Source organism: Kitasatospora sp. NPDC058444 (genome assembly GCF_042721415.1).
Taxonomy (GTDB): domain Bacteria; phylum Actinomycetota; class Actinomycetes; order Streptomycetales; family Streptomycetaceae; genus Kitasatospora.
Genome location: NZ_JBHXLL010000013.1, coordinates 103,037 through 128,257, shown reverse-complemented (window position 1 = coordinate 128,257; position 25,221 = coordinate 103,037). Strand labels below are relative to the sequence as shown.

The window sequence follows — 25,221 nt, the reverse complement described above, 5'->3', positions numbered from 1 at the left end:
GGCGCGGCCGTTTCGTCGTCCGGGGCCGGAGGGGAGGCACAGGCGCGGGTCGAGGGGCTGCCGACGGTCGGACGTGGGTGGAGTTGCCCGGCGAGTTAGTTGTATGCTCACAATGATTACAACAACACAAATAAATCTGGAGCGTTCGTCATGCCCGATGCCGCTCGACCGCGGCCATGGCTCGTGCTCGCCATCTGCTGCATGAGCCTGCTGATCGTCAGCCTCGACAACACCATCCTGAACGTGGCCCTGCCCGCCGTCCGGCGCGACCTGGACACCACGGTGTCCGGCCTCCAGTGGACGGTCGACGCCTACACCCTGGTGCTGGCGAGCCTGCTGATGCTCTCCGGCTCGACCGCCGACCGGATCGGCCGCCGCCGGGTGTTCCGGATCGGACTGGTGGTGTTCACCGCCGCCTCCCTGCTGTGCAGCCTGGCCCCCGGACTCGGCTGGCTGATCGCCGCCCGGATGCTCCAGGCGGTCGGTGGATCGATGCTCAACCCCGTCGCCATGTCGATCATCAGCAACACCTTCACCGACTCCCGGCAGCGCGCCCGGGCGATCGGCGTCTGGAGCGGCGTGGTCGGCATCAGCATGGCCGCCGGGCCGATCATCGGCGGGGCGCTGGTGGAGTCGGCCGGCTGGCGGGCGATCTTCTGGATCAACGTCCCGATCGGCCTGGCCGCGCTCTTCCTCACCACCCGCTACGTGCCGGAGTCGCGGGCGGCCCGCACCCGCCGGGTGGACCCGGTCGGCCAGCTGCTGGTCGTCGCGCTGCTCGCCGCCCTCACCTACGCGATCATCGAGTCGCCGGAGCTCGGGTGGACCTCGCCCGTGGTGCTCGGCTGCGCCGCGGCCGCCCTCGGTGCCCTGCTGGGCCTGCTGTGGTACGAACCCCGGCGCACCGACCCGCTGATCGACCTGCGGTTCTTCCGCTCCGCGCCGTTCTCCGGCGCCACCGTGATCGCGGTCGCCGCCTTCGCCGGCCTCGGCGGCTTCCTGTTCCTCAGCTCCCTGTACCTCCAGGACGTCCGCGGCCTCGACCCGCTGCACGCCGGGCTGTTCATGCTGCCGATGGCGGTCATGTCGCTGCTCACCGCGCCGCTGTCCGGCCGGATGGTGGCCTCCCGGGGGCCGCGCGCGCCGCTGCTGCTGGCCGGGTCGGCGCTGACCGCGAGCGCCGTGCTCCAGGCGGTCGGCTACTCCGAGCACCTGCCGACCGGGCTGCTGGTGCTCGCCTTCCTGCTCTTCGGCACCGGCTTCGGCCTGGTCAACGCGCCCATCACCAACACCGCCGTCTCCGGGATGCCGCGCTCGCAGGCCGGAGTGGCGGCGGCCGTGGCCTCCACCAGCCGGCAGGTCGGCCAGTCCCTGGGCGTCGCGGTGACCGGTGCCCTGATGGCCGGCAGCGCCCTGGCGGACCCGGCGGCCTTCACCGGCGCGGCCCGGACGGCGTGGTGGATCATCGCCGGCTGCGGGGCCGCGGTGCTGGTCACCGGTACGCTCACTTCCGGCCGCTGGGCCCGGGCGACGGCTGAGCGCGCGGCGCAGCGGCTCGCCGCCGAGGAGGCGGCCGAGGGAAGCACGGAGACGAAGGAGACGGTGGACGCCTGATGGAGCGCCTCGACACCGGCGGGCACCCGGCGGCGAGCGGGACGGCCGCCGCCACGGCGGCCCGGGTCTGGCAGGGGATGTACGCGCTCGTGCTGGAACGCCACGACCGCCGCAAGACCGTCGCCGACGCCCTCGGCATGAGCTTCAGCCGGGTCAGGGCGCTGCGCCGGCTCGCCGCCGGCCCGATCACCCTGCGGGAGCTGGCCGAGCGGCTGACCGCCGACCCGCCGTACACCACCGTCATCGTGGACGATCTGGTGCGGCGCGGTCTCGCGGAACGCATCACCAACCCGGCCGACCGGCGCTCCAAGCTGGTCCACCTCACCGAGGAGGGGGAGGCGAAGGCCGCGCTCGCCACCGGGATCCTCACCACCCCGCCGGACGCGCTGCTCGCGCTGTCGCCGGAGGACCTCCGCGCGCTCGACCGGGTGCTGGCGAAGCTCCTGGACTGAGGCGCCCGTCCCGCTCCGGGGGCCGCGGCGCGTCGCCGGCGGCGTCCCCGCCCCGCGGGAGCGGCGTGCCCACCCCGGTGACCGGCGCCCCGGCCGCCGGGGCGTGAGCCGTCACCGGAGAGCGGGCGCCGGTCGGGATCCGGGCGGCTGTCCCGCCGGTCGCGGGGCTCGTACGGCGGTGATCAGCGGGCGACCCAGCCCGCGGTCAGTGCCTGCACGGCCGAGCCGTCGAGGTCCTTGAGCTTGACCCCGGCGAAGGCCCGGGCGGCGTCGGAGGTGAGCATCCGGAAGGCGGGGCGCTCGGCGGCGAGCAGGTCGAGGATGCCGGCGGCCACCTCCTCGGCGGCCTGGGCGTTGGCGAAGGCACCGCGGGTGCGGTCCAGGTAGGCGGCCAGGGCCGGGGCGTACGGCCCGGCCTGCTCGGCCGCGTCGTCCGCCAGGCCCACGTTGCCGACGAACTCGCTGGCCACCGCGCCCGGTTCGACGACGCTGACGGACACCCCGGCGGTGGCCGCGACCGGGGCGAGGGACTCCATGTAGCCCTCCACCGCGAACTTGGCGGCGCAGTACGCCTCGTTGAAGGGCTGGCCGACCACGCCGCCGACGCTGGTCACCGTCAGCACGCGGCCCTTGCTCGCGCGCAGCAGGGGCAGGGCGGCCTTGGTGACGTGCAGCACCCCGAAGAAGTTGACCTCCATGACGGCGCGGACGTCGTCCACGCTCTCCTGCTCCAGGGTGCCGATGTGGCCGGCGCCGGCGTTGTTGACCAGTGCGTCCAGCCGGTCGACGCCGGCCAGGCAGGCCTCGACCGACGCCGGGTCGGTGACGTCCAGCGTCCGGACGTCGACGGTGACCCCGGCCGCCTCCGCGGCCGCCAGCAGCGGGCCGGCCTTCGCGGTGTTCCGCATGGTGGCGATCACGTGCCAGCCGCCGCGGGCGGCGGCGACGGCGGTGGCCAGGCCGATGCCGGAGGAGGTGCCGGTGATCAGGACGGTCTTGTCGCTCATCTCGTCGAACTCCACATACTTATTGATCATAACCACTATGATTCATAACTATGTGGTCTGACATTTCACTCTGTCAAGCACCTGGATACCCTGGTGGCCATGTCCCACCCATCGGATGACCTCACCCAGGAGATCGTCGGACTCTTCGCGGCCATCAACCGCCGCTACGGCCGGGAGTCCGAGGCGGCCGCGGCGGTCCACGACCTGACCGCGCTGCAGGCCAAGGCGCTGCTCGCCGCCGAGGCCCCGGTCCCGACGCGCCGGATCGCCGAGCGGCTGCACGCGGAGCCGTCCAATGTGACGGTGATCGTCGACCGCCTCGAGTCCCGCGGCCTGGTCGAGCGCAGCGTCGACCCCGACGACCGCCGGGTCAAGCGCGTCGCCGCCACCACCGCCGGCCGCGACGTCGTCGCCGACCTGCGGGCCCGCATGCCCTTCGCCGGTGACCCGCTGGCCCGGCTCGACGCCGACCAGCGCGCGTCGCTGCGCGAACTCCTGCGGCTGGTCCTGGAGGCGTGACCGGCGGCCCCGGACCGTCGTCCGGGGCCGCCGGTCCCTGACCCAGGGCATGGCGGAAGGGCTGTCGCCGAATCCACTCCGGTGACAGCCCTTCACTTTTCCCCCGGGGGGGGAATTCCCCGGTCGGTGCGACTACTTCGGGGCGAAGGCCTTCTCGATGTCCTCGACGACCTTCTCCGCCGCGATCGGGCCGGAACTGCTGCTCCACACCTGGCCGTCGACGCCCATGACCTGGTCGGTGCCGACGGCCTTGAGGCGGGTGAAGGCCTCCTGCTTGCGGGCGGTCTCCAGGGCCTTCTCGCCCTCGGCGTTCAGGGTGGCGACGAACACCCGGTCGGCGTCGGCCTTGTTGAGGTTCTCCAGGGACAGCGGGTCCGAGTGGGGCTGGGCGCCCAGGCCGTCGGCGATCGGCAGGGTGCCGGCGCCGGCCTTCTTCAGCAGGTCGCCGGGCATGTTGGTGGTGTTCATCACGATCGGCCCGTTGGGCATCCAGCGCATCACGACGGCGCTGCCGGTCCTGCCCTCGCCGGCCTTGGCGGCGCGCTTGTCCAGCGCGTCCAGCTTGGTGGCCAGGTCGTCCTTGTGGCCGAGCGCGTCGCCGTACACGGCGAGCACCGAGCGCCAGTCGCCGGCCTTGGGGACGACGGTCGGGGCCACCGCGGAGAGCTTCTCGTACTGGGACTTCTCGATGCCCGAGGAGGCCAGGATGAGGTCGGGGGCGGCCTTCAGGACGGCCTCGATGTTGGGCTCCTTGACCGTGGCGACCAGCGGGATGGCGTCGGCCTTCAGGTAGGCGGGGGCGGTGGTGCCGCCGCGGCTGGAGCTGGTGCCCACCGGGGTGACGCCGAGTGAGAGGGCGGTGTCGAGCGAGGTGTCGTTCAGTGCGACGACCCGCTTGGCGGCGGCCGGGACCTCCACGGCGCCGAAGGCGGTGTCGATGCTGCGCTTGCCGTCCTTCGCGGCGGCGGCGGACGAGGAGCCGGCGTCACCCGCGGAGCTGCCGGAACCCGAGGAGCCGCACGCGGTCAGCCCCAGGGAGAGGGTGCCGACGACGGCCGCGCCGAGCAGGGTCCTGGTAAAGCGGGTGCCAAGCATGGGTGTTCTCCGAGTAATGGTAGTTTACGGACGAACCGTTTTTCTGAGGTTAGCCTAACCATACGTAAGGCCCTGACGGGGAGGCCCGGTGTGACATTCCGATCACTCCTGCTGCGCGGACTGCTGCCCGCCGGCGCGATACTGCTGGCCGCCGTCCTGGCGAGCCTGCTGCTCGGAGCGGGCGACGTGGGGCCGTCACGTGCGCTCGCCACCCTGCTCGGTGACGGCGACTCCGACTCCCGGTTCACCGTCTTCCACCTGCGCGCCCCGCGCACCGCCGTGGCCCTCGCGGTCGGGCTCGCGCTCGGCGTGGCCGGCACCGTGCTCCAGGCCGCCGCCCGCAACCCGCTGGCCGAGCCCGGCCTGCTCGGCGTCAGCACCGGCGCCTCCTTCGCCGTCGTGATCGCGATCGTGCTCGGCGCCAGCGCCGCCGGCGTCGGCCCGTACGTCGCCGTGCTGGGCGCCGCCGCCGGCTGCCTGCTGGCGCTCGGCGCGGCCCGGCTGCGCGGCACCGGCGACGACCCCGTCCGACTGGTGCTCGCCGGGGCGGCGCTCAGCGGGCTGATGAACGCCGGCTCCTCCGTGCTGCTGCTGGCCGACGCCCGGGCCGCCGACGAGATCCGGTTCTGGACCATCGGCTCGGTCGCCGGCCGCGGCACCGACCAACTGCTGGCCGTGCTCCCGGTGTTGCTGCTCGGCCTGGTCCTGGCAGGGCTCTCCGGCCCGGCGCTGACCGCGCTCAGCCTCGGCGACGACGTCGCCACCGGGCTCGGCCACAAGCCCCGCCGGGCCCGCGCCCTCGCGGTGACCGCCGTCGCCCTGCTGGTCGGCGCCGCCACCGCGATCGCCGGACCGGTCTCCTTCGTCGGCCTGGTGGTGCCCTTCGCCGCCCGCGCCCTGGTCGGCCCGGACCTGCGCCGACTGCTCGTGGTCTCCGCCCTGCTGGGGCCCGCCGTCGTGCTGCTCGCCGACGTGGCCTCCCGGCTGGTCGCCCGCCCGTACGAGATGCCGCTCGGCGTGATGACCGCCCTGTGCGGCGCCCCCGTCCTGGTCGCCGTCGTCCGCTCGCACCGGATGCCCGCGCTGTGACCTCCACCGTGAAGACCGTGAAAGCCGACACCGTGAAGAACGCCGCGAGCCCTGACACGCCGTCGGCCGGGACCCGGCCGCCGAGCACACCCGGTGCCCGCCGGCCGACCCCGCCCGGCACCCGGCTGCTCGCCCTGGGCGGCCGCTCGGTGCTCGTCCCGGTCCGGCCGCTGCTCGGCTGCACCGCCCTGCTGCTCGTACTCGTCGCGCTGACCGCCGTCTGCCTGGCCGTCGGCGAGACCGACCTCGATCCGGTGACCGCCCTGCGCGCCGCCTTCGGCGACGGCACCGCGCGCGACGTGCTGCTGGTGGAGCGGCTGCGGCTGCCCCGCGCCGAGGCCGCGCTGGCCGTCGGCGCCGCCCTCGGCGTCGCGGGCTGCCTGATGCAGACCCTCGCCCAGAACCGGCTGGCCACCCCGGACACCGTCGGCTTCAACGAGGGCGCCACCGCCTTCGCCGTCGCCTCCGTCACCGGCGTCGCCACCCAGCTGCTGCCCTCCGCCGCCGCCCTGGTGGGCGCCGCCACCGCGGCCTCGCTCGCCTTCGCCCTCGGCGGCGGGGCCGGCCGCAACGGCTACCGGTTCCTTGTCGTCGGCCTCGGCATCGGCGCGGTCTTCGGCGCGGTGACCGACCTGATGCTCTCCCGGGCCGCCATCGACGCCGCCAACTCCGCCTACGCCTGGACGGTCGGCACCCTCAACAGTCGGGACGCCGACGCCGTCGGCCACCTCGGCCTCGGCCTGCTGGTCTGCCTGCCCGCCGCCGTGCTGCTCGGCCGCCGGCTGTCGCTGCTGCGCTTCTCCGACGCCGTCGCCACCGGGCTGGGCGTACGGGTGCGCGGCCTGCGGGCCGGCGTCCTGGTGGTCGCCGTGCTCTGCGCGGGTCTGGCGGTGGCCGTCGCCGGGCCGCTCGGCATGATCGCGCTCGCCGCGCCCGAGGCCGCCCGCCGGATCGCCGGACCGCGCTGCGTGCCGGTGCTCACCTCGGCCGCCGCCGGAGCCGCCTTCACCCTGCTCGCCGACCTGATCGGCCGCACCGCCCTGTCGCCGATCGAGGTGCCGGCCGGCCTGGTCACCGCCGTCGTGGGCGGCCCGTACCTGCTCTGGCTGCTGCTCACCACCCGCCCCCGGAGGACCGCATGACCGCCCGCACCGCGACCGCAGCCACGACCGCCGCGACCGACGAGGCCGCTGCGACCGCTGCGATCACCGCCGGAGCGCCCCGGCTCGCGGCCAGCGCGCTCAGCCTCGGCCACGACCGCACCGTCGTCGTCCGCGAGCTGGACCTCGAACTGCCGCAGCGGCAGGTCACCGTCATCGTCGGCCCGAACGGCTGCGGCAAGTCCACCCTGCTCGGCGGCCTGGCCCGGACGATCGCCCCGCGCTCCGGCGCCGTGCTGCTCGACGGCAGGCCGCTGACCTCGCTGTCCACCCGCGCGATCGCCCGGATCATCGGCCTGCTGCCGCAGTCCGCCACCGCCCCGGACGGGCTGACCGTCCGTGACCTGGTCCGCTACGGCCGCCAGCCGCACCAGGGCCTGCTGCGGCAGTGGTCCGCGGCCGACGCCGAGGCGGTCGAGCACGCGCTCACCGCCGCCGACCTGCACGAACTGGCCGACCGTCCGCTGGACACCCTCTCCGGCGGCCAGCGCCAGCGCGCCTGGATCGCCATGGCCGTCGCCCAGGACACCGACATCCTGATGCTGGACGAACCCACCTCGGCACTGGACATGGGCCACGCCCTGGAGGTGCTGGAGATGGTGCGCGGCCTGACCTGGCGCGGCCGCACGGTCGTCCTCGTCCTGCACGACCTGAGTACCGCCTGCCGCTACGCCGACCACATGGTGGCCATGCGTGACGGCCGGGTGGCCGCCCAGGGCGCCCCGCGCGACATCGTCACCCCGGAGCTGGTGCGCGAGCTGTACGGGGTGGAGAGCGTGATCCTCACCGACCCGGTGCACGGCACCCCGGTGGTCTGCCCGGTCGGCCTCGCCCCCCGAGCCCGCTGACGTCCGGGCCCCGCTGACGTCCGGGCCCCGCTGACGTCCCGGGCCGCCGAGCTCTCCCGTGCTCCCGGGCCGGTCAGCCGTACGGGACGACGGCGACCGGGCAGTGCACGTGGTGGATCGCGGCGTGCGCCACCGGGCCGAGGTGGTGGTGGCGCAGCGGCAGGTGCCGGATCCGGCGGCCGACGACCAGCAGCCGGGCCGTCGCGGTGGCGTCCACCAGGTCGACGGAGGGCTTGCCGCGGATCAGCTCGGTGGTCACCTCCACCTCGGGGTACCGGGCCCGCCAGGGCTCCAGGGCCCGCGCGAGCCCGTCGTCCTCGACGGCCGAGACCTCGCGCTCCAGCCCGCCGATCGCCCCGTAGGACATGTACTCGCTGCCGGCCGGCGGGGACCAGACGTGGACGACGCGCAGCGGCGCCGAGCGGAGCGCGGCGGCCTCGAAGGCGAAGGCCAGCACCTTGTCCGCCGGGTGCGCCAGGTCCAGGCCGACCGTCACCGCGCCGTCCGGTTCGTCCCCGCCGGCCCGGACCAGCACGACGGGGCAGGCCGCCCGCCGCAGCACCTCCTGGCTGACCGAGCCGACCAGGAAGCCGCGCAGCGTGCCCAGCCCGCGCGAGCCGAGCACCAGCACGGAGGCCGTGCGCCCGGCGGCCTCCAGTGCCTCGACGGGGTCGCCGGCCACGGAGGTGGCGGCGACCGTCACCTCCGGCGCGATGGCAAGCAACTCGCCCTCGCGCTCGGCGAGTTGTGCCAGCGCGGGGTGGTCGCCCGGCTCGCTGCCGGGCGCGAGGTGCTTCGGCCGGGGCCAGGCCTGGAGGACGTCCAGGCGCAGGCCGCGGCGCTGCGCCTCGCGGGCGGCCCAGGCGGCGGCGGCCAGGCTCTCGGGCGAGCCGTCGAATCCCACGACGACGGGTCCGGCGGCGACGGGTCCGGTCACGGCGTGGCTCCTCGGGTTCCGGCGCGGTCGGAGGTCTCTGCGTGTGCGCCCAGTATCCGCGCGGGCCCCGGCCGGCGCCTCCCGGCGGCCAGGATCCTCCCGGCGCTTCCCGGCACTGGCTCCGGCCCGCGCCTCCCGGCCCCGGGCCCGGTTCGGCCGTCCGGCTGGTCGCCCGGCCCGCGGCGCGGCGACGCCCGGGCCCGGCGGGGGAGCCCGGCTAGGGTCGGCCGGACCGGTCCGTCCCAGCGCGGGAGAACGATGCCGAGGGTCCCCGATCTCCGCTCGCGGTGGGCGAGCGCCGCCGCCGGACTGGCCGTGCTCGCCTCCGCCCTGGTGGGCTGCGGTGACGGTGGGAGCACCGGCCCGGTCGCCCTGAACTGGTACAACTTCCCGGACGACTCGGGCGCCCTCCAGCAGGCCGCCGACCGCTGCGGGCAGCAGTCCGGCGGCCGCTACACGATCCACTACAACAAGCTGCCCCGCGGCGCCGACGGCCAGCGCCAGCAGCTGGTGCGCCGGATGGCGGCGCACGACGCCGACGTGGACATCCTGGGCCTGGACGTCACCTGGCCCGCCGAGTTCGCCGAGGCCGGCTGGATCCGCGAGTGGACCGGCGGGATGCGCGAGCGGGCCACCGCCGACACCCTCGACGCGGCGGTGCGCACCGCGACCTGGCGGGACCGGCTGTACGCCGTGCCGTACAACTCCAACACCCAGCTGCTCTGGTACCGCGACGACCTGGTGCCGGCCCCGCCGAGGACCTGGGCGGAGATGCTCTCCCGGGCGCAGGAGCTGGCCGACCAGGGCAAGCCGCACTTCGTGGAGATCCAGGGCGCCCAGTACGAGGGGCTGACGGTCTGGTTCAACACCCTGGTCACCAGCGCGGGCGGCACGATCCTCACCCCCGACGCGCAGGCGCCCTCGCTCGGGGCACCCGCCGTCACGGCCGCCGGGGTGATGCACGACCTGGCGACGTCCGTGGCCGCCGACCCCTCGCTGCCGAACCAGATGGAGGACCAGAACCGGCTCGCGATGGAGTCCGGGACGGCCGCCTTCGAACTCAACTACCCCTTCGTCTACCCCTCGATGAAGGCCAACCAGCCCGAGCTGTTCCCGCACTTCCGCTGGGCCCCGTACCCCGCGGTGAGCGCCGACCGCCCCGCCAGCGTGACCATCGGCGGGATCGACCTCGCGGTGGGCTCCTACAGCCGGCACCCCGACCTCGCCGCCGAGGCCACCCTCTGCCTGCGCGACCGCGACAACCAGCTCACCAACGCGCTGAAGGGCGGCCTGCCGCCCTCGCTGCGCAGCCTGTACGAGGCGGCCGAGCTCACCGCCAGCTACCCGTTCGCGGCCGACGTGCTGGCCGCCCTCGACTCCGCCAGCGTGCGCCCGCAGACCCCGGCTTACCAGAACGTCTCCATCGCCGTCTCGCACACCCTCTCCCCGCCCGCCGACATCCACCCGGAGAAGGACGTGGCCGACCTCCGCGGGCAGATCGAGGACGCCCTCGGCTCGAAGGGGCTGATCCCGTGACACCGTCCACCGAGGCCGCCGCCGCGGCCGCGCCGCCGGCGGCCGGGCCCTCGCGCGGGGCCCGCCAGGAACGCCGGCTGGGCCTGCTGCTGTGCGCCCCCGCGGTGATCGTGATGCTCGCCGTCACCGCCTACCCGATCGGCTACGCCGTCTACCTGTCCCTCCAGCGCTACGACCTGCGCTTCCCGGCGCAGGCGCACTGGGTCGGGCTGGCCAACTACGGTGCGGTGCTGACCTCGCCGTTCTGGTGGCAGGCGCTCGGCGTCACGGTGCTGATCACCGTGGTGTCGGTGGCCGTCGAGCTGGTGCTCGGCCTGGCGCTCGCGCTGGTGATGCACCGGACGCTCTTCGGGCGCGGCACGGTGCGCACCGCGGTGCTGGTGCCGTACGGGATCGTCACCGTGGTGGCGGCCTACTCCTGGCAGTACGCCTGGACGCCGGGCACCGGCTACCTGGCCGCCCTGCTGCCGGAGGGCAGCGCCCCGCTGACGGAGCAGTGGCCGGCCATCGGTCTGATCATCCTCGCGGAGGTGTGGAAGACCACCCCGTTCATGGCGCTGCTGCTGCTCGCCGGTCTGGCCCTCGTCCCGGAGGAGACGGTCCGGGCGGCGATGGTGGACGGCGCGAGCTTCGGGCAGCGGCTGCGGCTGGTGATCCTGCCGCTGATGAAGCCGGCGATCCTGGTCGCCCTGCTCTTCCGCACCCTGGACGCCTTCCGGATCTTCGACAACATCTACGTGCTGACCGGCGGTTCCAACGGCACCGGCTCGGTGTCGATCCTCGGCTACGACAACCTCTTCACCGCGCTCAACCTGGGCATCGGCTCGGCGATCTCGGTGCTGATCTTCGTCTGCGTGGCCCTGATCGCGCTGGCCTTCGTCAAGCTGTTCGGCGCGGCCGCGCCCGGCGCGGAACCGGAGCACCGATGAGCGGCCGGCACGCCCGGAGCCTCACCGGCTGGGGCATCGCCAACCTGGTGGTGGTGCTCTACGCGCTCTTCCCGGTGTGGTGGATCGTGGCGCTCTCCTTCAAGGACCCGAGCACCCTCTCCGACGGTGCCTTCGTGCCCCGCCAGTGGACCCTGGCCAACTACCGCGGCATCTTCGAGACCTCCGAGTTCACCCGCGCCCTGGTCAACTCGATCGGCATCGCCGTGATCGCCACCACGATCGCGGTCGTGCTCGGCACCATGGCCGCGTACGCGGTGGCCCGGCTGCGCTTCCCCGGCAAGCGGCTGCTGATCGGGGTGTCCCTGCTGATCGCGATGTTCCCGCCGATCTCGCTGGTCTCGCCGCTGTTCGACATCGAGCGGGCGCTCGGCCTGTTCGACACCTGGGCGGGGCTGATCATCCCGTACATGACCTTCTCGCTGCCGCTGGCGATCTACACGCTCTCGGCGTTCTTCCGGGAGATCCCCTGGGACCTGGAGAAGGCGGCCAAGGTGGACGGCGCCACGCCCTGGCAGGCGTTCCGGCTGGTCATCGCGCCGCTGGCGGCACCGGGCGTGTTCACCACCGGCATCCTGGTCTTCATCTTCTGCTGGAACGACTTCCTGTTCGCGATCTCGCTGACCTCCACCACCTCGGCCCGGACGGTTCCGGCGGCGATCGCCTTCTTCACCGGGAGCTCCCAGTTCGAGCAGCCGACCGGCTCGATCGCGGCCGCCGCCGTGATCATCACGATCCCGATCGTGATCTTCGTGCTGCTGTTCCAGCGCCGCATCGTCGCCGGGCTCACCGCCGGCGCCGTCAAGGGCTGAGGGCCCCACGGGGTTCCCGTGTCCGAGCACCCGAGTTCCCGCACTGAGGTTTCAACGGTTGAGCCCGCCCCACCCGGCGGACCAGGAAGGCGGATCGTGGCCGAGATCGTCCTCGAGGGCATCACCAAGCGCTACCCGGACGGCGCCCTCGCCGTGCGCGACGTCGACCTCACCATCGCCGACGGCGAGTTCGTGATCCTGGTCGGCCCCTCGGGCTGCGGCAAGTCCACCACGCTCAACATGATCGCCGGGCTGGAGGACATCACCGAGGGCACCCTGCGGATCGCCGGGGAGGTGGTCAACGACCGCGCGCCCAAGGACCGGGACATCGCGATGGTCTTCCAGAGCTACGCCCTCTACCCGCACATGAGCGTGCGCGACAACATGGGCTTCGCGCTGCGCCTGGCCAAGGTCGACAAGGCGACCGTCGCCGCCAAGGTCGAGGAGGCCGCCCGCATCCTGGACCTCACCCAGCACCTCGACCGCAAGCCGGCCAACCTCTCCGGCGGGCAGCGCCAGCGGGTCGCGATGGGCCGGGCGATCGTCCGCGACCCCAAGGCCTTCCTGATGGACGAGCCGCTGTCCAACCTGGACGCCAAGCTCCGGGTGCAGATGCGCACCCAGATCGCCGCCCTCCAGCGCCGGCTGGGCACCACCACCGTCTACGTCACCCACGACCAGGTCGAGGCGATGACGCTCGGCGACCGGGTGGTGGTGATGCGCTCCGGCGTCGTCCAGCAGGTCGGGTCGCCGCAGGAGCTGTACGACGAGCCGGTGAACCTCTTCGTCGCCGGGTTCATCGGATCGCCCGGGATGAACTTCCTCGGCGCCGCGCTGGAGCAGGGCGCCCTGCGCACCTCGTTGGGGGACCTGCCGCTGGACGACCGCACCCGGCGCGCCCTGGAGCGCGCGGACGCGCCGCGCGAACTGATCGTCGGCATCCGCCCCGAGGACTTCGAGGACGCGGCCCTGGCCGAGGCGCACACCGGCGGGGTCACCGTCACCGTGACCGTCGAGGTCCGGGAGTCGGTCGGCTCGGACGTCTACGTCCACTTCGCGGAGGAGGGCGGACCGGCGGCGACCGAGGAACTCGCCGAGCTCGCCGCCGACTCGGGCCGGGCCGACACCGGCATGCAGGGGCACCGCGTGGTGGCCCGGCTGAACACCGCCACCCGGGCCGCCGAGGACAGCCCGCTGGAGCTGTGGGTGGACACGGCGCGCATCCACGTCTTCGACCCCCGGGACGGCGCCAACCTGACCCACCCGGAGCGTTCGTAGCGTGGTACGGAAGGCCCAACCCCTCGTCGGCCTGCGGTGTGCCTGACCGTGGGCCAGCGGAAGGCGACCTAGATTGCCCGGCTATGAGAGAAAAAGTCGGAATCAGTCGACGATCGGTACTCAAAGCCGTTCCCGCAGTCGCCGTCCTCGTGGCGGGCTCCGACGGGATCCTCGCCGCGCCCGCGAGAGCGGCGGCCCCCTTCCCGCAGCCGGCCGTCCGGAGCCCGCGCACCGCCTCCGACGGGTCGAGGGCGGTGCTCGACCAGGTGCTCGACGTACGGTTCACGGACACCGCCGTCCCGGGCCACGGGACGGTCACCACCCGCACCTACAACGGCACCATCCCGGGGCCGACGCTGCGGGTGCGCGCCGGGGACGCGCTGTGGCTGACCCAGGTCAACGGCCTGCCGCCGAACCCGCCGCACCACGGCGACCACAACCGGCCGCACCAGCCGAACACCTTCAACCTGCACACCCACGGCCTGCACGTCTCGCCCTCCGGGGACGCCGACAACATCCTGCGCCTGTTCCCGCCGCGCACCGCCGACGAGGCCGCGGCCGGCGCCCCGGAACCGCGCTACCTGACCACCGTCGAGATCCCGCCCGGCCACCCGGCGGGCACCTTCTGGTACCACCCGCACGCGCACGGCGCCACCGCTGGACAGATCGTCGGCGGGATGGCCGGGGTCATCGTCGTCGAGGGCGACGTCGACGAGGTGCCGCAGATCAAGGCCGCCGCCGACCTCGTCGTCTGCGTCAACGAACTCAAGCTCAGGGACGGGAAGGTCCCCGAGTTCACCGCCGACAACTCGCTCACCGGCACCCCGTCCACCTTCACCGTCAACGGCGCGGTCAACCCCACCCTCGCGCTGCGCCCCGGCGAGGTCCAGCGCTGGCGCCTGGTCGCGGCGACCGGCTTCACCACCCTCGCACTCCAAGTCGTAGGTCGTGAAAAGAAATTGACCCTGCATCAGATCGCGATGGACGGTGTGACCTTCCCCGCGCCGGTCGCCACCGAGACGGTGTCCCTGGCCGTGGGCAACCGCGCCGACGTACTGGTCCGGGGCGGCGAGGCGGGGACGTACGAACTGCGGGCCAAGGGCGTGCGCGTCCCGCTGATGACCATCGAGGTGGCGGGCGAGGCCGTACAGCCGCCGATGGAGCTGCCCACCGCGCTCCCGCAGGGCAAGCCGTTCCTCGACGAGAAGGACATCACCGACCCCGGCGGCGACCGCAAGGTGGTCTTCCACGTCGACGCGAACGTCTTCGAGCAGCCGTTCCCCCACGCCTACCGCATCCTCGGCAGCCACCCGACCCCGGCGGCCGACCCCGGCGGAGACCTCACCCGCGACCGCGCCTACGGCCTGTTCCACCCCGAACACGCCAACCACACCCTGGAACTCGGCACCGTCGAGCGGTGGACCGTGCACACCGACGACACCATGCCGGCCTTCCACCACCCCTTCCACCTGCACACCAACCACGTCCTCGTCACCCACCGCAACGGCGAACGGCTCGACCCGCCGGTCTGGCAGGACACCGTCGACCTGGCCGGCGGCAGGCCCGGCGACACCGTCACCCTCCTGGTCAAGTTCGAGGACTTCACCGGCCGCACCGTCCTGCACTGCCACCAGCTCCAGCATGAGGACCTCGGCATGATGCAGCTGGTCGACCTCGTCCAGCCGCGGCGGCCCCAGGAGCCGTCCCGGCCGGCCGAGCCGGGACGGCCGGGCCCGCTCGGTGGGTGAGTCCGCTCGCGCCCGCTCACACCCGCGCGCGCCCGCGCAGCCCAGGCTGCGCGGGCGCGAGCGGGCGTGCCGAACCACATGCGCGATCACGCGAACCCGGGCAGGAAGACACCCGGAACGTGAGTCGGAAGGGTTTCCCGGGGTAGGACCACTGGTGCAGCGGCCGTGACCGTTCCGGCTGCTCCGGCGCCTTGGACGGTGCCACCGGGACCGCGCTTGAGGAAGCCGGGCACGGGTCCTGGGGAAGAAGTCCGCGACGCACGAGGTGCGGATCCGCGTGTGTCGGCGGGCGTGTACCCCGACGCCAGGAGCGATCAAGTGTCCATCCATCTGGAAGCAGCAGCCGGCCGGGAGGCCCCGCCCCCGGGCGTTCCGCCCGACGTACCGCCTGACCTGCCGCCCGACGTACCGCCTGACCTGCCGCGCGACGCACCGCCCGGCCTGCCGCGCAGGCCGTCGGCGGCGGAACTGCGCCGGATGGGGAAGTTCGAGGCCCGCCAGCTGAGCGACGCGCTGTTCGGCCGGCTGGCCGGGCTGGCCCGCGAGAGCCACGCCTACAGCTACGTGCGCGGCACGATCATCGAGCTCAACATGCCGCTGGTGCGCTTCATCGCCGCCCGCTTCCGCCACCGCGCCGAGGACATGGAGGACATCCTCCAGGTCGGCACGATCGGCCTGATCAAGGCCGTCGACGGCTACGAACCCGAACGCGGCGTCGAGTTCGTCACCTACGCGATCCCCACCATCACCGGCGAGATCAAGCGCTTCTTCCGCGACACCTCCTGGCCCGTCCGGGTCCCGCGCGGCATGCAGGAGCTCTACCTCTCCGTCGCCCGCGGCTCGGACCGCCTGGAACAGCGGCTCGGCCGCCTGCCCCGGCCCGAGGAGATCGCCGAAGACCTGCACCTCACCCTCGAACAGGCCACCGAGGGCCTCACCGCCGCCCGCGTCTACCGCCCCAACTCCCTGGACGCCCTGCGCGACCAGGACACCGACGAGACCGGCAGCGCCCTGCTCGACCGCCTCGGCGGCTGCGACCCCGGCATCGAACTCGCCGACTTCCGCATCGCCGTACGCCCCCTGCTGGCCCGACTGCCCGAACGCGAACAGACCGTCCTCAAGCTCCGCTTCTGGGACGGCTGGACCCAGTCCCGCATCGCCCAGCGGATCGGCGTCTCCCAGATGCACGTCTCCCGGCTGCTCAGCGCCACCCTGGCCTGGCTGCGCGAGGAACTCGAGGACCGGGACGCCCCCGGCTGGGGCGGGGGAGTGCCCGAGGACGCCGGCTGAGCCCGCCACGGCGTCCGGCTCGGCGCCGAGGCGGAATCAGTCGGCCGGTGCCAGACGGGGCGCGGCGGCGGCTTCGTCCGGCCCGGCGGTCTGCCGGTAGGCCAGGTGCCCGCCGAGCGCGGCCGCGACCGAGACGGCGGTCGCCCCGGCCAGGCCGAGCAGCCGCCCGCGGGCCCGGTGCCCCCGGCAGCGGGCCAGGAGCGAGCCGCCGTACAGCAGCACGCCCGTGGTGTTGCCGAGCGCGTGCACCAGGCCGGTGCGCCGGCGCGGCGGGTCGAGCCGGGCCCAGTCCACCCAGCCGGTGAGGGCGGTGGGGCCGGCGGTCAGCAGTCCGGCCGCCACCAGGGTGTCGGCGGACCGGTGCCCGCCCGGGAGGTAGTCCAGCACAGCGGCGGAGGTCCAGAAGCCGATCGGCAGTTGGACCATCGCGGGGTGGAGCGGGTGGCCGAGCCAGACGCCGCGCAGGGCGTCGCGGTACGGCCCGAGGGGGAGGGCCTCGACCGCTCCGGCGAGCGGACGGGCCGCGGCGTCGAGGACGTCCCAGTGCTCCGGGGCGTCCAGGGCCCGGCGCAGCCGGCGGGACCACGGGTGGGTGTGCAGGGGTGTGATGTCCATACCAGGGCGGCTAGCCGGGCGACGGCCCGGCAAACCCGGTCGCCGGGGTGTGTCCCGGACGGCCGCGGAGTCGGTCGCCGGGCCGACCGCAGCAGGTGGGGGGACCACCGGCGCGGTTTCGCTGCGTGATCGGCGCATACTTTCCGTAAACACACGGAGGTGCTCATGCCCATGGTGGATGTCGCTGCACTCGGCCGGCTGGTCGCGGAGTACGAGGCCCTGTCCCCGTCGAGCTCGCCGGAGGCCGGGCAGCGGCTGCGCGACGTCTGCTACACGATCGGCATCTACACCGGGGAGGCCGACGCGGTCCGCGCGGTCGCCAGGGCCCGCCTGCTGCTGGAACGGCAGGGCCCGGCCGACGCCGCCGCCGCGGCGGCCGGGGTGCCGGCGGGCGACCGGGCCCGCGCGGCGCTGCTGGCCGAACTCGGCGAACTCGCCGCCCGCGAGCGGTTGCGGTCCGGGCCCCTCCCGAGCCTGCACGACGTGGTGCAGCTGACGCGGGTCACGGTCCCGGACTGTGTGGGCGCGGCCGTCAGCACCTGGCACGACGACGGCTCGGTCGAGACCTTCGCGGCGACCCCGTCCTACCTGCTCGCCCTCGAACGCGCGCAGGGCGGGGCCGACGCGGGCCCGCTGCCGCGGCTCCGGCACCAGGGCGAGGGGCAGGTCGTGGTCCGGCTGGACCCGGCGCGACCGGGCCGCTTCGCCGACCGGGCCCGGCGCTGCGGCGTCCGGGCCGTGGCCGCCGCCCACCTGCGCACCCACCCGCACGGCTGCACCGTGTTCAGCGCCTACCTGCGCACGCCGGTCGAACCCGGCTCCCCGGCCCTCGGACTGGTGGAGGTGCTCGCCCTCCAGGCGTCGGCCGCCCTCGACCGCTTCGCGCTGTCCAGGGCCGTGGCCGACCTGCTGGACCGCCGACACGCCACCGGCCTCGCCATCGGCATCACCGCCGAGCGGTTCGACGTGACCCCGCACGCCGCCCTGGGCCTGCTGGTCGGCGCCGCCCAGCGGCTGGGCACGGACCTCGACACGGTGGCCCGGCACCTGGCCGAGGGCGACGGGCCGCGCCCCGGGCCCGGCGAGCGGGGCGGCTCGTAGCGGGGTCGGTGGCGGCGGCGGGGCTGACGGGGCTGGCAGGGTCGGTGGGCCCGGTGGGGCGCGGCCGAGCCGGACGGTTGCGCTGGGCCCGGGCGGGAAAGCGTAGGGTACGGCCGCGAACGCGCAGGTCGCACCGTACGAGGAGGCCCTGATGAACACGGTGAAGGAGTCCGTGGACGTGGCCGCCCCCCTGCACACCGCCTACCACCAGTGGACGCACTTCGAGGAGTTCCCGCGCTTCATGGAGGGCGTCGACTCGGTGACCCGGCTGGACGCCCGCCACAACCACTGGCGCACCAGTGTCGACGGCGTCACCCGCGAGTTCGACACCGAGACCGTCGACCAGGAACCCGAGGAACTGATCGCCTGGCGGACCTCGGACGGGGAGGCGGACCGGAACGGCGTGGTCACCTTCCGGCGGCTCGACGCGGGCCACACCAGGGTCACCCTGGCCGTCGACTTCCGGCCCGAGGGCCCGGGGAAGCAGGCCGCCGCCGAGGCCAGGGGAGTGGTCGACCAGCGGGTGAAGGGGGACCTGCGACGGTTCAAGGAGTACGTCGAGGAACGCGTGCGGGGGCGGATCGGTCCGGAGTGAGCCGCGCGCCGTCCGGGTCCTTCGACGCGTTCACCGCCGTTCTCCGCGCTGCGCACCACTCCGGTGCCCGGACGCGGCCACCGCCCCCAGCATCAGCAGCACCGCCACCGCGAAGACCGCGAACAGGTAGTCGCCCGACAGCGCCGCGTACCCCAGCAGCACCACCTGCACCCCGGCCGTCGCCAGGGCCAGGCCCCGCCCGCCGTCGGGCAGCGGGCGCCAGAGCTCGCGCACCGCGAACCCGTTGATCCCCGCCATCGTGAACCCGCCGAGCGCCATCAGGTGCGGCACCACCTTCGACCTCGGCGCCACTTCGTCCTCGAAGCCGATGCCGTTGTAGAACAGCGGTACCACCATGCAGAAGTAGAACACCACGGCCACCGTCTCCAGCGAGAGCAGCACGGTCGCCGCGGCCCGCGACAGCCAGGAGAGACGGGTCATGGTGGGGGCGCCTTCCAGTCGTTCCACTAGTTCCACGCGGCTGGTTCCACGCGGCGACATCCGCTGCGAGGGGTCGTCGCCGCGCGGGTGAAGGCCCTCAGCCGTCCCCCGCCGCAGGGGCACGGCCCGAGCCGGCGGTTCGGCAGTGCAGCATAGTCAAGAAACGGCAAAGTCCGTACTGCGTCGCAGGTCGGCGCGGTGGGGCGCGGTGGAGTGGCGGCGCGGGGCTGGCGGAGGGGCGGAGTGGCGGCGCGGCCGGGGTTCAGCCGCCGACTGCCGGGATTCGGTCAACTCGGCCGTCCGGCCGCAGGAGTTCGCCCGGATCGCACGCGCACCGACACGGCGGCTTCTAGGCTCGTCCGCACACCGTGGCGTGAGGGGGGAGTGCCGTGGCCCGCAGTCCGGTTCGGCGACGCCGGCCGACCACCGCCCGCCGAGTGCGGCGGATGAAGCAGAACGCGCCGCTGCTGGGGGCCGTCGCGCTGATCGCGGTCGTTCTGGTCTCGCTGGTGGTCCGCTGGCTGGCCCAACACCTCCTGCTGGTCGCCGCGGTGCTGGCCGTCGGCGCGGGCGCGGGCGTCGCCGCACTCCGCTCGCGAATGCGGGCCCGGCAACGGGAGTCGGAGGCGCGGACCGCCCAACTGCGGCACATCGGACCGTTCCTGGCGATGACCCCGAAGGCCTTCGAGCACGCGCTGGCCGACCTGTGCCGCCGGGACGGCTGCACGACGGTGAAGGTGGTCGGCGGGGCCGGCGACCTCGCGGCGGACGTCCTGGCCACCACCCCCACCGGGCAGCGGATCCTCATCCAGGCCAAGCGGTACGGGCCGAGGACCTCCGTCGGCTCCCAGGACGTCCAGAAGGTCAACGGCACCTACCGCGACGTCCACCACTGCGACCTGGCCGCCGTGGTGACGACCAGCTCGTTCACCAAGGCCGCCGCCGCGTTCTGCACCCAGGTGGGCATCCGCGCCGTCGACCGGCAGGCGCTCGCCCTGTGGGCGGACGGCCGGGGCCGGCCACCGTGGGCCTGAGCCGCGGCGGCGCACGGGGTCGTGCCGGAACCGAACCGTACGGTCGGTGGAGGGCGGTCCGCGCTACTCCGAGGGGTCGGCGTGCGGGTCGGCGAGCGGGTTCGGGTGGTCCGGCGGCGGTGACGGTGCTCCGCCGCGTCCGCTGACACCCGCGCCCGACGGCTGCTGCCCGGGCTCCTCGGGCGCGACGGTCTCATCCGGCAGTGGCATCCGGGGATGCGTGGGCACCCTGGTGGGCCCGCGGGAACCGACGCCTCGTCGGCCGTGCCACCGGCCCTGGCGGTCACGCGGGATCCTGTCGCTCACGGCGTCCTCCTGGTGGCATGGGGGTTCACCATTGTCTCGCGTCCGGGGCGTGTCCTCGCCGTTCTCGCCTGCCTCAACGGCACCCGCACGCCCTGAGCCCGGGGACAGCGGGCCGGGGGCACCTCCGGGGCCTTGGGGCTCGGTTGGCCGCGGGCTTCAGGGCTTCGCAGAGAGGAGGCCCCACCCGGTCGCAAGCAGACCCCTCCGTGCCGTGAGGATGATCGTCTATGACTATGCGGCGAATGTGCTGAGCATGCCTCTGACTCACCATCAACTGTAAGATGTGGAAACGTAGCTCGGTGCCGAGAAAGTGCCAAATGGGGGCAGCCATGGACCGTGGATGGGAAGTCGGCCCCTCGTGGCCGGGACCTCAAGGAGGGACACCCGGTCGACTCCCCGGGGACGTCGCCCTGGGGCCGGGGGAGCGGCTCGTCGTCATCCCGGGCATCATGCTCAGCGCGGCGAAAGCGGACATCGCGGATGCCTGATCGGCTGCCGGCTCAACGTGCTCCCGAGCTGCGTCCCGAGTGGGGCGAGGTCCTCACCCGGGACGAGTACAAGCGCGACTTCCGTGAGCGGGACGCGATCGTGCGCGGCCGGGATTCCTGGAAATTGGAGCGGCGCCAGCACTTCGAGGAGCAGGGCAGTCCGAGTTGGGAGGCCGCCCGGCGGGGTGACTGGCGTGAGGCGCTGCGCCTCCTGGAGGGCCGGCGCGAGGCGCTGCGCGAGATCGGCCGGGAGGACGAGGAGCGGCAGTCCTTCTTCCACCGCGTACGGGTGGTCGAGCAGCCGCTGACGACGTACCTCCAGTGGGAGCTGCATTCGTTGCGGATCCGAGCCGAATGCGGCGAGCGGATCCGCATCGTCGGCGCCGCGATGCTGGCCGATTCCGAGGAATTCGACCAGCTGCCGGAAATTGTCATTCTCGGCGGTCGTACGCTCTATCAGGTCCGATATTCAGAAAAGGGAATTCCCGTCGGGGCGGTCAGATACACCGACCCCGACCTCGTCCGCCGGTGGGAGAACTACATCACCGATCTCCACGGGGCAGGTGAAGACGTCCTGGCGTACGTCGATCGCGAGGTGGCACACCTCCTCCCGCCCGCGTAGGAACCGACACGGGAACCCGCACAGAACGGAGCGCTGTGGCAGACGAGTACGGCGGGAGCGCCGACGGGCCCGGAAGCACGCGCTCCAGCGTGTCCGGGTCCTCCGCCCAGGACGTGGTGCAGGCCAGGGACGTGAGCGGAGGCATTCACTTCCACGGTGGACCCGACCGGCCGAACCCGACCCCGACGCCCCGCCAACTGCCCGCGGACGTGCGCGGCTTCGTCAACCGCAGGGACGAACTCCAGCAGCTGGACGCCGCCCTGGCCGGCGAGGACCCGAACCCGTCGGCCGACGCCGTTGCCGGCACCGCCGCGGCCACCTCCGCCGCCGTCGTGGTCATCGCCGGAACCGCCGGTGCCGGGAAGACCTCACTCGCCCTGCACTGGGCTCACCAGGCCCGCCACCGCTTCCCCGACGGCCAGTTGTACGTCAACCTCCGCGGTTACGACCCGGGCCGGCCCGTCACCGCCCAGGAGGCGCTCCACCGGTTCCTGACGTCCCTCGGTGTCAGCGCCCGGTCCGTTCCGCACGACCCCGACGCGGCCGCCGCCCTCTACCGCTCCCTGCTCGCCGAGCGCCGCGTCCTGGTCGTCCTCGACAACGCGGCCAGCGTGCACCAGGTCCGGCCGCTCCTGCCCGGCAGTGCCGGAAGCCTCGTCCTGGTCACCAGCCGCAGCCGGCTCTCCGGCCTCGCCGTACGCGACGGGGCCCGCCGACTCACCCTGCGGACCCTGCCCGAAGCCGAGGCCGTCGCCCTGCTGCGCGCCGTCACCGCCGGGCACCGGCCCCAGGACGACCCGGCCGAGCTCGCCGAACTGGCCCGCCTCTGCGCCCGGTTGCCGCTGGCCCTGCGCATCGCGGCCGAACGCGCCGCCAGCCTGCCGCACATGGGCCTGGACGAGCTGATCGACGACCTGCGCGACGAATCCGCCCTCTGGGACGCCCTGAGCGTGGGAGACGACGAGGACGCCGACTCCGTCCGCACCGTCTTCGCCTGGTCCTACCGCGCGCTGCCCGACCAGGTCGCCCGCCTGTTCCGGCTGCTCGGCCTCCATCCCGGTCCCGACTTCGGGCTCCACGCCGCGGCCGCCCTCGCCCACCTCACCCCCGTTCGCACCCGGCAGCTCCTCGACTCCCTCGTCGGCGCCCACCTCGTCGAACAGAGCGCACCCGACCGCTACCAGTTCCACGACCTCCTGCGGGCCTACGCCACCGACCAGGCCCAGCAGCAGGAGACGCCCGCACAGCGCCAGGACGCCCTGCGCCGCGTCCTCGACTTCTACCTGCACACCGCCGACGCCGCCCAGCAGTGGCTGCGGCCGGCCGAGGCCCGGCTACCGCTGAACCCCGCGCCCGGCGGGGTCCGGCCGACGGCCTTCGCCGACTACAACGCCGCCGTGGACTGGGCGGAACGCGAGCGCGGCAGCCTCCTCCAGGCCGTCCACGCCGCCACCGCCGCCGGCGAGGACCGGCGGGCCTGGCAACTGGCCGCCGTCCTCTGGAACGCCCAGGCCCCCTCCGCCCCGGGCGCGGACTGGCCGGTGGCGGGCCGGCTCGGACTGGCGGCCGCCGAACGCCTCGCCGACGACACCGCCCGCGCCCTGCTGCTCACGGACCTCGGCATGGCCCACACCCGGGTCAACTCCCTCGACGACAGCCTGGAATGTCACCGGGCGGCGCTGGTGCTGTGGCGCGAGCTCGGCGACCGGCTCGACGAGGCGCACTCGCTCAACCTGCTCGGACTGGTCCACCTGCACAGAAGGCAACTGGAAGACGCGGCAGGGTACTTCGAGCAGGCACTCGCCGGCTTCCGGCAGTTGGGCGAGGCCCACTGGGAGGCGACCACCCTCTCCAACCTCGCCAGCACCCACTACCGCGCCGGACGTCTGCCGCAGGCCGAAACCACCGTCGGCCAGGCGCTGACGGCCCACCGCGCGCTGAAGAACGAGCGGGGCGCGGGGAACGCCCTGCGCCTGCTGAGCGACGTCCGGCGCGAGGGCGGCGACCCGGCCGGCGCGCTGGCCTCGGCACACGCCGCACTGGACATCGCCCTGAACCTGCGCGACCACCGCCTGGAAGGCTTCTGGCTCATCACCCTCGGCGACGCCCAACGGTCCGACGGTCAACCCGCCGACGCCCTCGACTCCTACCAGCGTGCCGCCGTCCTCCACCGCCGCCTCGGCGACCGCAGCCGCGAAGCCCTGGCCTGGCACGGCACCGGCGAGACCTACCGCGATCTCGACCGCACCTCGGAAGCCGCCGCGTTCCTCCGCCGCGCCGCCACCACCCAGCACGAACTCGGCGACCCCTGGCACGAGGCGCTCGCTCTCGACGCCCTGGCGGCGACCGTGCTCACCGACGACCCGCAGGCGGCGCGACGCCACTGGACGGAGGCGCTCGCACTACTGGACGGCTACGGCGACCCACGGGCGATCACGGCCCGGCAGCGGATCGCCCGCCGCTTGCAGGCCGACTGACGCCGCGGTCGGTGAGGCCCCCGAGGGCGGCGGGAGCCCGCTTGTGCGGGGAGGCGGCCCGACCCGCGACGAACGCGGACTCCTGCACGCCTCGGTGGGGCGCGCCGGCGGGAGGCCAGCGTCATGGGAGCGGACGGCGGCGGGGGGCGGGTGGTCGGGTCGCTGGCGGAGTGGGGGCGGGGTAGCGTCGCCCGTGGTTGCCAGGGTGTCACGGTGTGCAGTCGGGGGTGGGTGGGGGCCGGGCTCTGGAGGCCGATCCGCTGTCCCGTCCGGGAACCGACAGGAGCATCCCCCATGGCCGTGCCCACCGCCTTCGACCAGCACGTCACCGGCTACAGCCTTCCGCACGCGTACTGGATGGCGAAGGCCGCCGACCTCGCCTACAAGGACGAGGCCACCATCGAGGAGCAGGCGCACGCCTGGGGCTTCGACACTGTGCGTCACCACCAGACGCGGTTCACCCCGCCGTTCCCGTTGCAGGACACCCAGGCCTACACCATGGGCGGCGAGGGCATGATCGTGACGGCGTTCCGGGGCACCGAACCCGCGCGGATCCGTGACTGGCTCACGGACGCGACCACCCCGCCCTGGCCCGGTCCCGCCCGGACGGGCTACGTGCACTACGGCTTCGCCGAGGCCCTGGAATCGATCTACCCCGACGTCGCCAAGGCCGTCTCCGACCTGCGGACCGACGACCAGACGGTCTGGTTCACCGGCCACAGCCTCGGCGGCGCCCTCGCCATGCTCGTCGCCGCCCGGCTCGACCTGGAGGATCCCCGGCTCGCGGCCGACGGCGTCTACACCTTCGGCCAGCCCCGCACCTGCGACCGGCTGCTCGCCGCCGCGTACGACAAGGGCCTGCGGGGGCGCACCTTCCGCTTCGTCCACGGCAACGACATCGTGCCGGAGCTGCCTCCGGAGCCCGCCTTCACCCACGTCGAGGCGCTGCGGCACATCGACTCCTCGGGCCGGATCAAGGAGAAGGTCGGGCTGGTCGTCGGGCTGACCGACCGGGCCAAGGGCCTGGGCGCGGCGGCGTTCTCGCCGGACGGCGAGGGCATCCGCGACCACCTGATGCGCAGCTACCTCGCCGCGCTGGAGAAGGCCATGGCCTGACGGGCGGGGCGCCGGGCGGCCCGGCGGGGGGGGCGCCGGGGGGGGGCGGGCCGCGGGGGCGGCGGGGGGGGGGGGGGGTGGGCGGGGGGGGGAC

General features: G+C 74.0%; 24 protein-coding genes. 18 read left to right on the top strand and 6 right to left on the bottom strand.

Annotated elements, in window-relative coordinates; all coding sequences use genetic code 11:
- The first annotated feature begins 150 nt into the window (after positions 1–150).
- Together ACFWP2_RS16550 and ACFWP2_RS16545 are read left to right on the top strand one after the other, a co-directional pair.
- Entirely contained in the window at positions 151–1,614 is a 1,464-nt protein-coding gene (locus ACFWP2_RS16550; protein WP_380451646.1) for an MFS transporter, read from the top strand.
- A complete protein-coding gene (locus ACFWP2_RS16545; RefSeq protein WP_380451644.1) occupies positions 1,614–2,066 on the top strand; it encodes a MarR family winged helix-turn-helix transcriptional regulator in 453 nt (150 codons plus the stop codon). The genes ACFWP2_RS16550 and ACFWP2_RS16545 overlap by 1 nt, the downstream gene beginning before the upstream one ends.
- Positions 2,067–2,248: 182 nt before the next feature.
- Here the strand turns inward: ACFWP2_RS16545 and ACFWP2_RS16540 are convergent, their stop codons facing one another.
- Positions 2,249–3,103 (bottom strand): SDR family oxidoreductase, encoded by an 855-nt coding sequence (locus ACFWP2_RS16540; protein ID WP_380451642.1) that lies wholly within the window; start codon positions 3,101–3,103, stop codon positions 2,249–2,251.
- A gap of 69 nt (positions 3,104–3,172) precedes the next feature.
- On the opposite strand from ACFWP2_RS16540, the gene ACFWP2_RS16535 reads away from it, so the two are divergent.
- Positions 3,173–3,592, top strand: coding sequence for a MarR family winged helix-turn-helix transcriptional regulator (locus ACFWP2_RS16535; RefSeq protein ID WP_380451639.1), 420 nt, complete (start codon positions 3,173–3,175; stop codon positions 3,590–3,592).
- A gap of 132 nt (positions 3,593–3,724) precedes the next feature.
- On the opposite strand, the gene ACFWP2_RS16530 is transcribed toward ACFWP2_RS16535, so the two are convergent.
- The gene (locus ACFWP2_RS16530; protein ID WP_380451637.1) at positions 3,725–4,687 is read right to left on the bottom strand and encodes an ABC transporter substrate-binding protein; all 963 of its coding nucleotides are present in this window, start codon (positions 4,685–4,687) and stop codon (positions 3,725–3,727) included.
- Positions 4,688–4,777: 90 nt separating this feature from the next.
- Here ACFWP2_RS16530 and ACFWP2_RS16525 point away from each other — a divergent pair, with 90 nt between their 5' ends.
- Genes ACFWP2_RS16525 through ACFWP2_RS16515 form a run of 3 tightly spaced genes read left to right on the top strand, consistent with a single transcriptional unit; the run spans position 4,778 to position 7,784 of the window.
- On the top strand, positions 4,778–5,776 hold the full coding sequence (locus ACFWP2_RS16525) for a FecCD family ABC transporter permease (RefSeq protein WP_380451635.1): 999 nt from the start codon (positions 4,778–4,780) through the stop codon (positions 5,774–5,776).
- Between the two features lie 17 nt (positions 5,777–5,793).
- A complete protein-coding gene (locus tag ACFWP2_RS16520) occupies positions 5,794–6,918 on the top strand; it encodes a FecCD family ABC transporter permease (RefSeq protein WP_380451633.1) in 1,125 nt (374 codons plus the stop codon).
- Positions 6,915–7,784, top strand: a complete 870-nt coding sequence (locus ACFWP2_RS16515; RefSeq protein WP_380451631.1) for an ABC transporter ATP-binding protein — start codon at positions 6,915–6,917, stop codon at positions 7,782–7,784. Before ACFWP2_RS16520 ends, ACFWP2_RS16515 begins: the two co-directional genes overlap by 4 nt.
- Positions 7,785–7,857: 73 nt before the next feature.
- Here ACFWP2_RS16515 and ACFWP2_RS16510 read toward each other — a convergent pair whose 3' ends face one another.
- Positions 7,858–8,721, bottom strand: coding sequence for a universal stress protein (locus ACFWP2_RS16510; RefSeq protein WP_380451628.1), 864 nt, complete (start codon positions 8,719–8,721; stop codon positions 7,858–7,860).
- Between the two features lie 258 nt (positions 8,722–8,979).
- On the opposite strand from ACFWP2_RS16510, the gene ACFWP2_RS16505 reads away from it, so the two are divergent.
- The 6 genes from ACFWP2_RS16505 (at position 8,980) to ACFWP2_RS16480 (ending at position 16,332) form a co-directional block, all read left to right on the top strand.
- The gene (locus ACFWP2_RS16505; RefSeq protein ID WP_380451626.1) at positions 8,980–10,257 is read left to right on the top strand and encodes an ABC transporter substrate-binding protein; all 1,278 of its coding nucleotides are present in this window, start codon (positions 8,980–8,982) and stop codon (positions 10,255–10,257) included.
- On the top strand, positions 10,254–11,186 hold the full coding sequence (locus ACFWP2_RS16500) for a carbohydrate ABC transporter permease (RefSeq protein ID WP_380451624.1): 933 nt from the start codon (positions 10,254–10,256) through the stop codon (positions 11,184–11,186). The genes ACFWP2_RS16505 and ACFWP2_RS16500 overlap by 4 nt, the downstream gene beginning before the upstream one ends.
- Positions 11,183–12,016, top strand: a complete 834-nt coding sequence (locus tag ACFWP2_RS16495; RefSeq protein ID WP_380451622.1) for a carbohydrate ABC transporter permease — start codon at positions 11,183–11,185, stop codon at positions 12,014–12,016. The genes ACFWP2_RS16500 and ACFWP2_RS16495 overlap by 4 nt, the downstream gene beginning before the upstream one ends.
- 96 nt (positions 12,017–12,112) lie before the next feature.
- Positions 12,113–13,294 carry an ABC transporter ATP-binding protein gene (locus ACFWP2_RS16490; protein ID WP_380451620.1) on the top strand — a complete coding sequence of 394 codons (1,182 nt, stop codon included), beginning with the start codon at positions 12,113–12,115 and terminating at the stop codon, positions 13,292–13,294.
- A 149-nt stretch (positions 13,295–13,443) separates the two neighbouring features.
- A complete protein-coding gene (locus ACFWP2_RS16485; protein ID WP_380451618.1) occupies positions 13,444–15,042 on the top strand; it encodes a multicopper oxidase family protein in 1,599 nt (532 codons plus the stop codon).
- A 318-nt stretch (positions 15,043–15,360) separates the two neighbouring features.
- The gene (locus tag ACFWP2_RS16480; RefSeq protein WP_380451616.1) at positions 15,361–16,332 is read left to right on the top strand and encodes a SigB/SigF/SigG family RNA polymerase sigma factor; all 972 of its coding nucleotides are present in this window, start codon (positions 15,361–15,363) and stop codon (positions 16,330–16,332) included.
- Between the two features lie 36 nt (positions 16,333–16,368).
- Here the strand turns inward: ACFWP2_RS16480 and ACFWP2_RS16475 are convergent, their stop codons facing one another.
- Positions 16,369–16,947 (bottom strand): DUF2231 domain-containing protein, encoded by a 579-nt coding sequence (locus ACFWP2_RS16475; protein ID WP_380451614.1) that lies wholly within the window; start codon positions 16,945–16,947, stop codon positions 16,369–16,371.
- 171 nt (positions 16,948–17,118) lie between these two features.
- On the opposite strand from ACFWP2_RS16475, the gene ACFWP2_RS16470 reads away from it, so the two are divergent.
- Entirely contained in the window at positions 17,119–18,048 is a 930-nt protein-coding gene (locus ACFWP2_RS16470; RefSeq protein WP_380451612.1) for a DUF5133 domain-containing protein, read from the top strand.
- Between the two features lie 151 nt (positions 18,049–18,199).
- Positions 18,200–18,643 carry an SRPBCC family protein gene (locus ACFWP2_RS16465; RefSeq protein ID WP_380451609.1) on the top strand — a complete coding sequence of 148 codons (444 nt, stop codon included), beginning with the start codon at positions 18,200–18,202 and terminating at the stop codon, positions 18,641–18,643.
- Between the two features lie 30 nt (positions 18,644–18,673).
- Here ACFWP2_RS16465 and ACFWP2_RS16460 read toward each other — a convergent pair whose 3' ends face one another.
- The gene (locus tag ACFWP2_RS16460) at positions 18,674–19,084 is read right to left on the bottom strand and encodes a hypothetical protein (protein ID WP_380451607.1); all 411 of its coding nucleotides are present in this window, start codon (positions 19,082–19,084) and stop codon (positions 18,674–18,676) included.
- Between the two features lie 446 nt (positions 19,085–19,530).
- On the opposite strand from ACFWP2_RS16460, the gene ACFWP2_RS16455 reads away from it, so the two are divergent.
- A complete protein-coding gene (locus tag ACFWP2_RS16455; protein ID WP_380451605.1) occupies positions 19,531–20,118 on the top strand; it encodes a restriction endonuclease in 588 nt (195 codons plus the stop codon).
- A gap of 63 nt (positions 20,119–20,181) precedes the next feature.
- Here ACFWP2_RS16455 and ACFWP2_RS16450 read toward each other — a convergent pair whose 3' ends face one another.
- Positions 20,182–20,328, bottom strand: a complete 147-nt coding sequence (locus tag ACFWP2_RS16450) for a hypothetical protein (protein WP_380451603.1) — start codon at positions 20,326–20,328, stop codon at positions 20,182–20,184.
- 576 nt (positions 20,329–20,904) lie between these two features.
- On the opposite strand from ACFWP2_RS16450, the gene ACFWP2_RS16445 reads away from it, so the two are divergent.
- The 3 genes from ACFWP2_RS16445 to ACFWP2_RS16435 all read left to right on the top strand — a co-directional run bounded on the left by ACFWP2_RS16445 (position 20,905) and on the right by ACFWP2_RS16435 (position 25,127).
- Positions 20,905–21,534, top strand: coding sequence for a DUF6879 family protein (locus tag ACFWP2_RS16445; protein ID WP_380451601.1), 630 nt, complete (start codon positions 20,905–20,907; stop codon positions 21,532–21,534).
- An 89-nt stretch (positions 21,535–21,623) separates the two neighbouring features.
- The gene (locus ACFWP2_RS16440; RefSeq protein WP_380451599.1) at positions 21,624–24,011 is read left to right on the top strand and encodes an ATP-binding protein; all 2,388 of its coding nucleotides are present in this window, start codon (positions 21,624–21,626) and stop codon (positions 24,009–24,011) included.
- Positions 24,012–24,305: 294 nt separating this feature from the next.
- Positions 24,306–25,127 carry a lipase family protein gene (locus ACFWP2_RS16435; RefSeq protein WP_380451597.1) on the top strand — a complete coding sequence of 274 codons (822 nt, stop codon included), beginning with the start codon at positions 24,306–24,308 and terminating at the stop codon, positions 25,125–25,127.
- Positions 25,128–25,221: the final 94 nt, after the last annotated feature.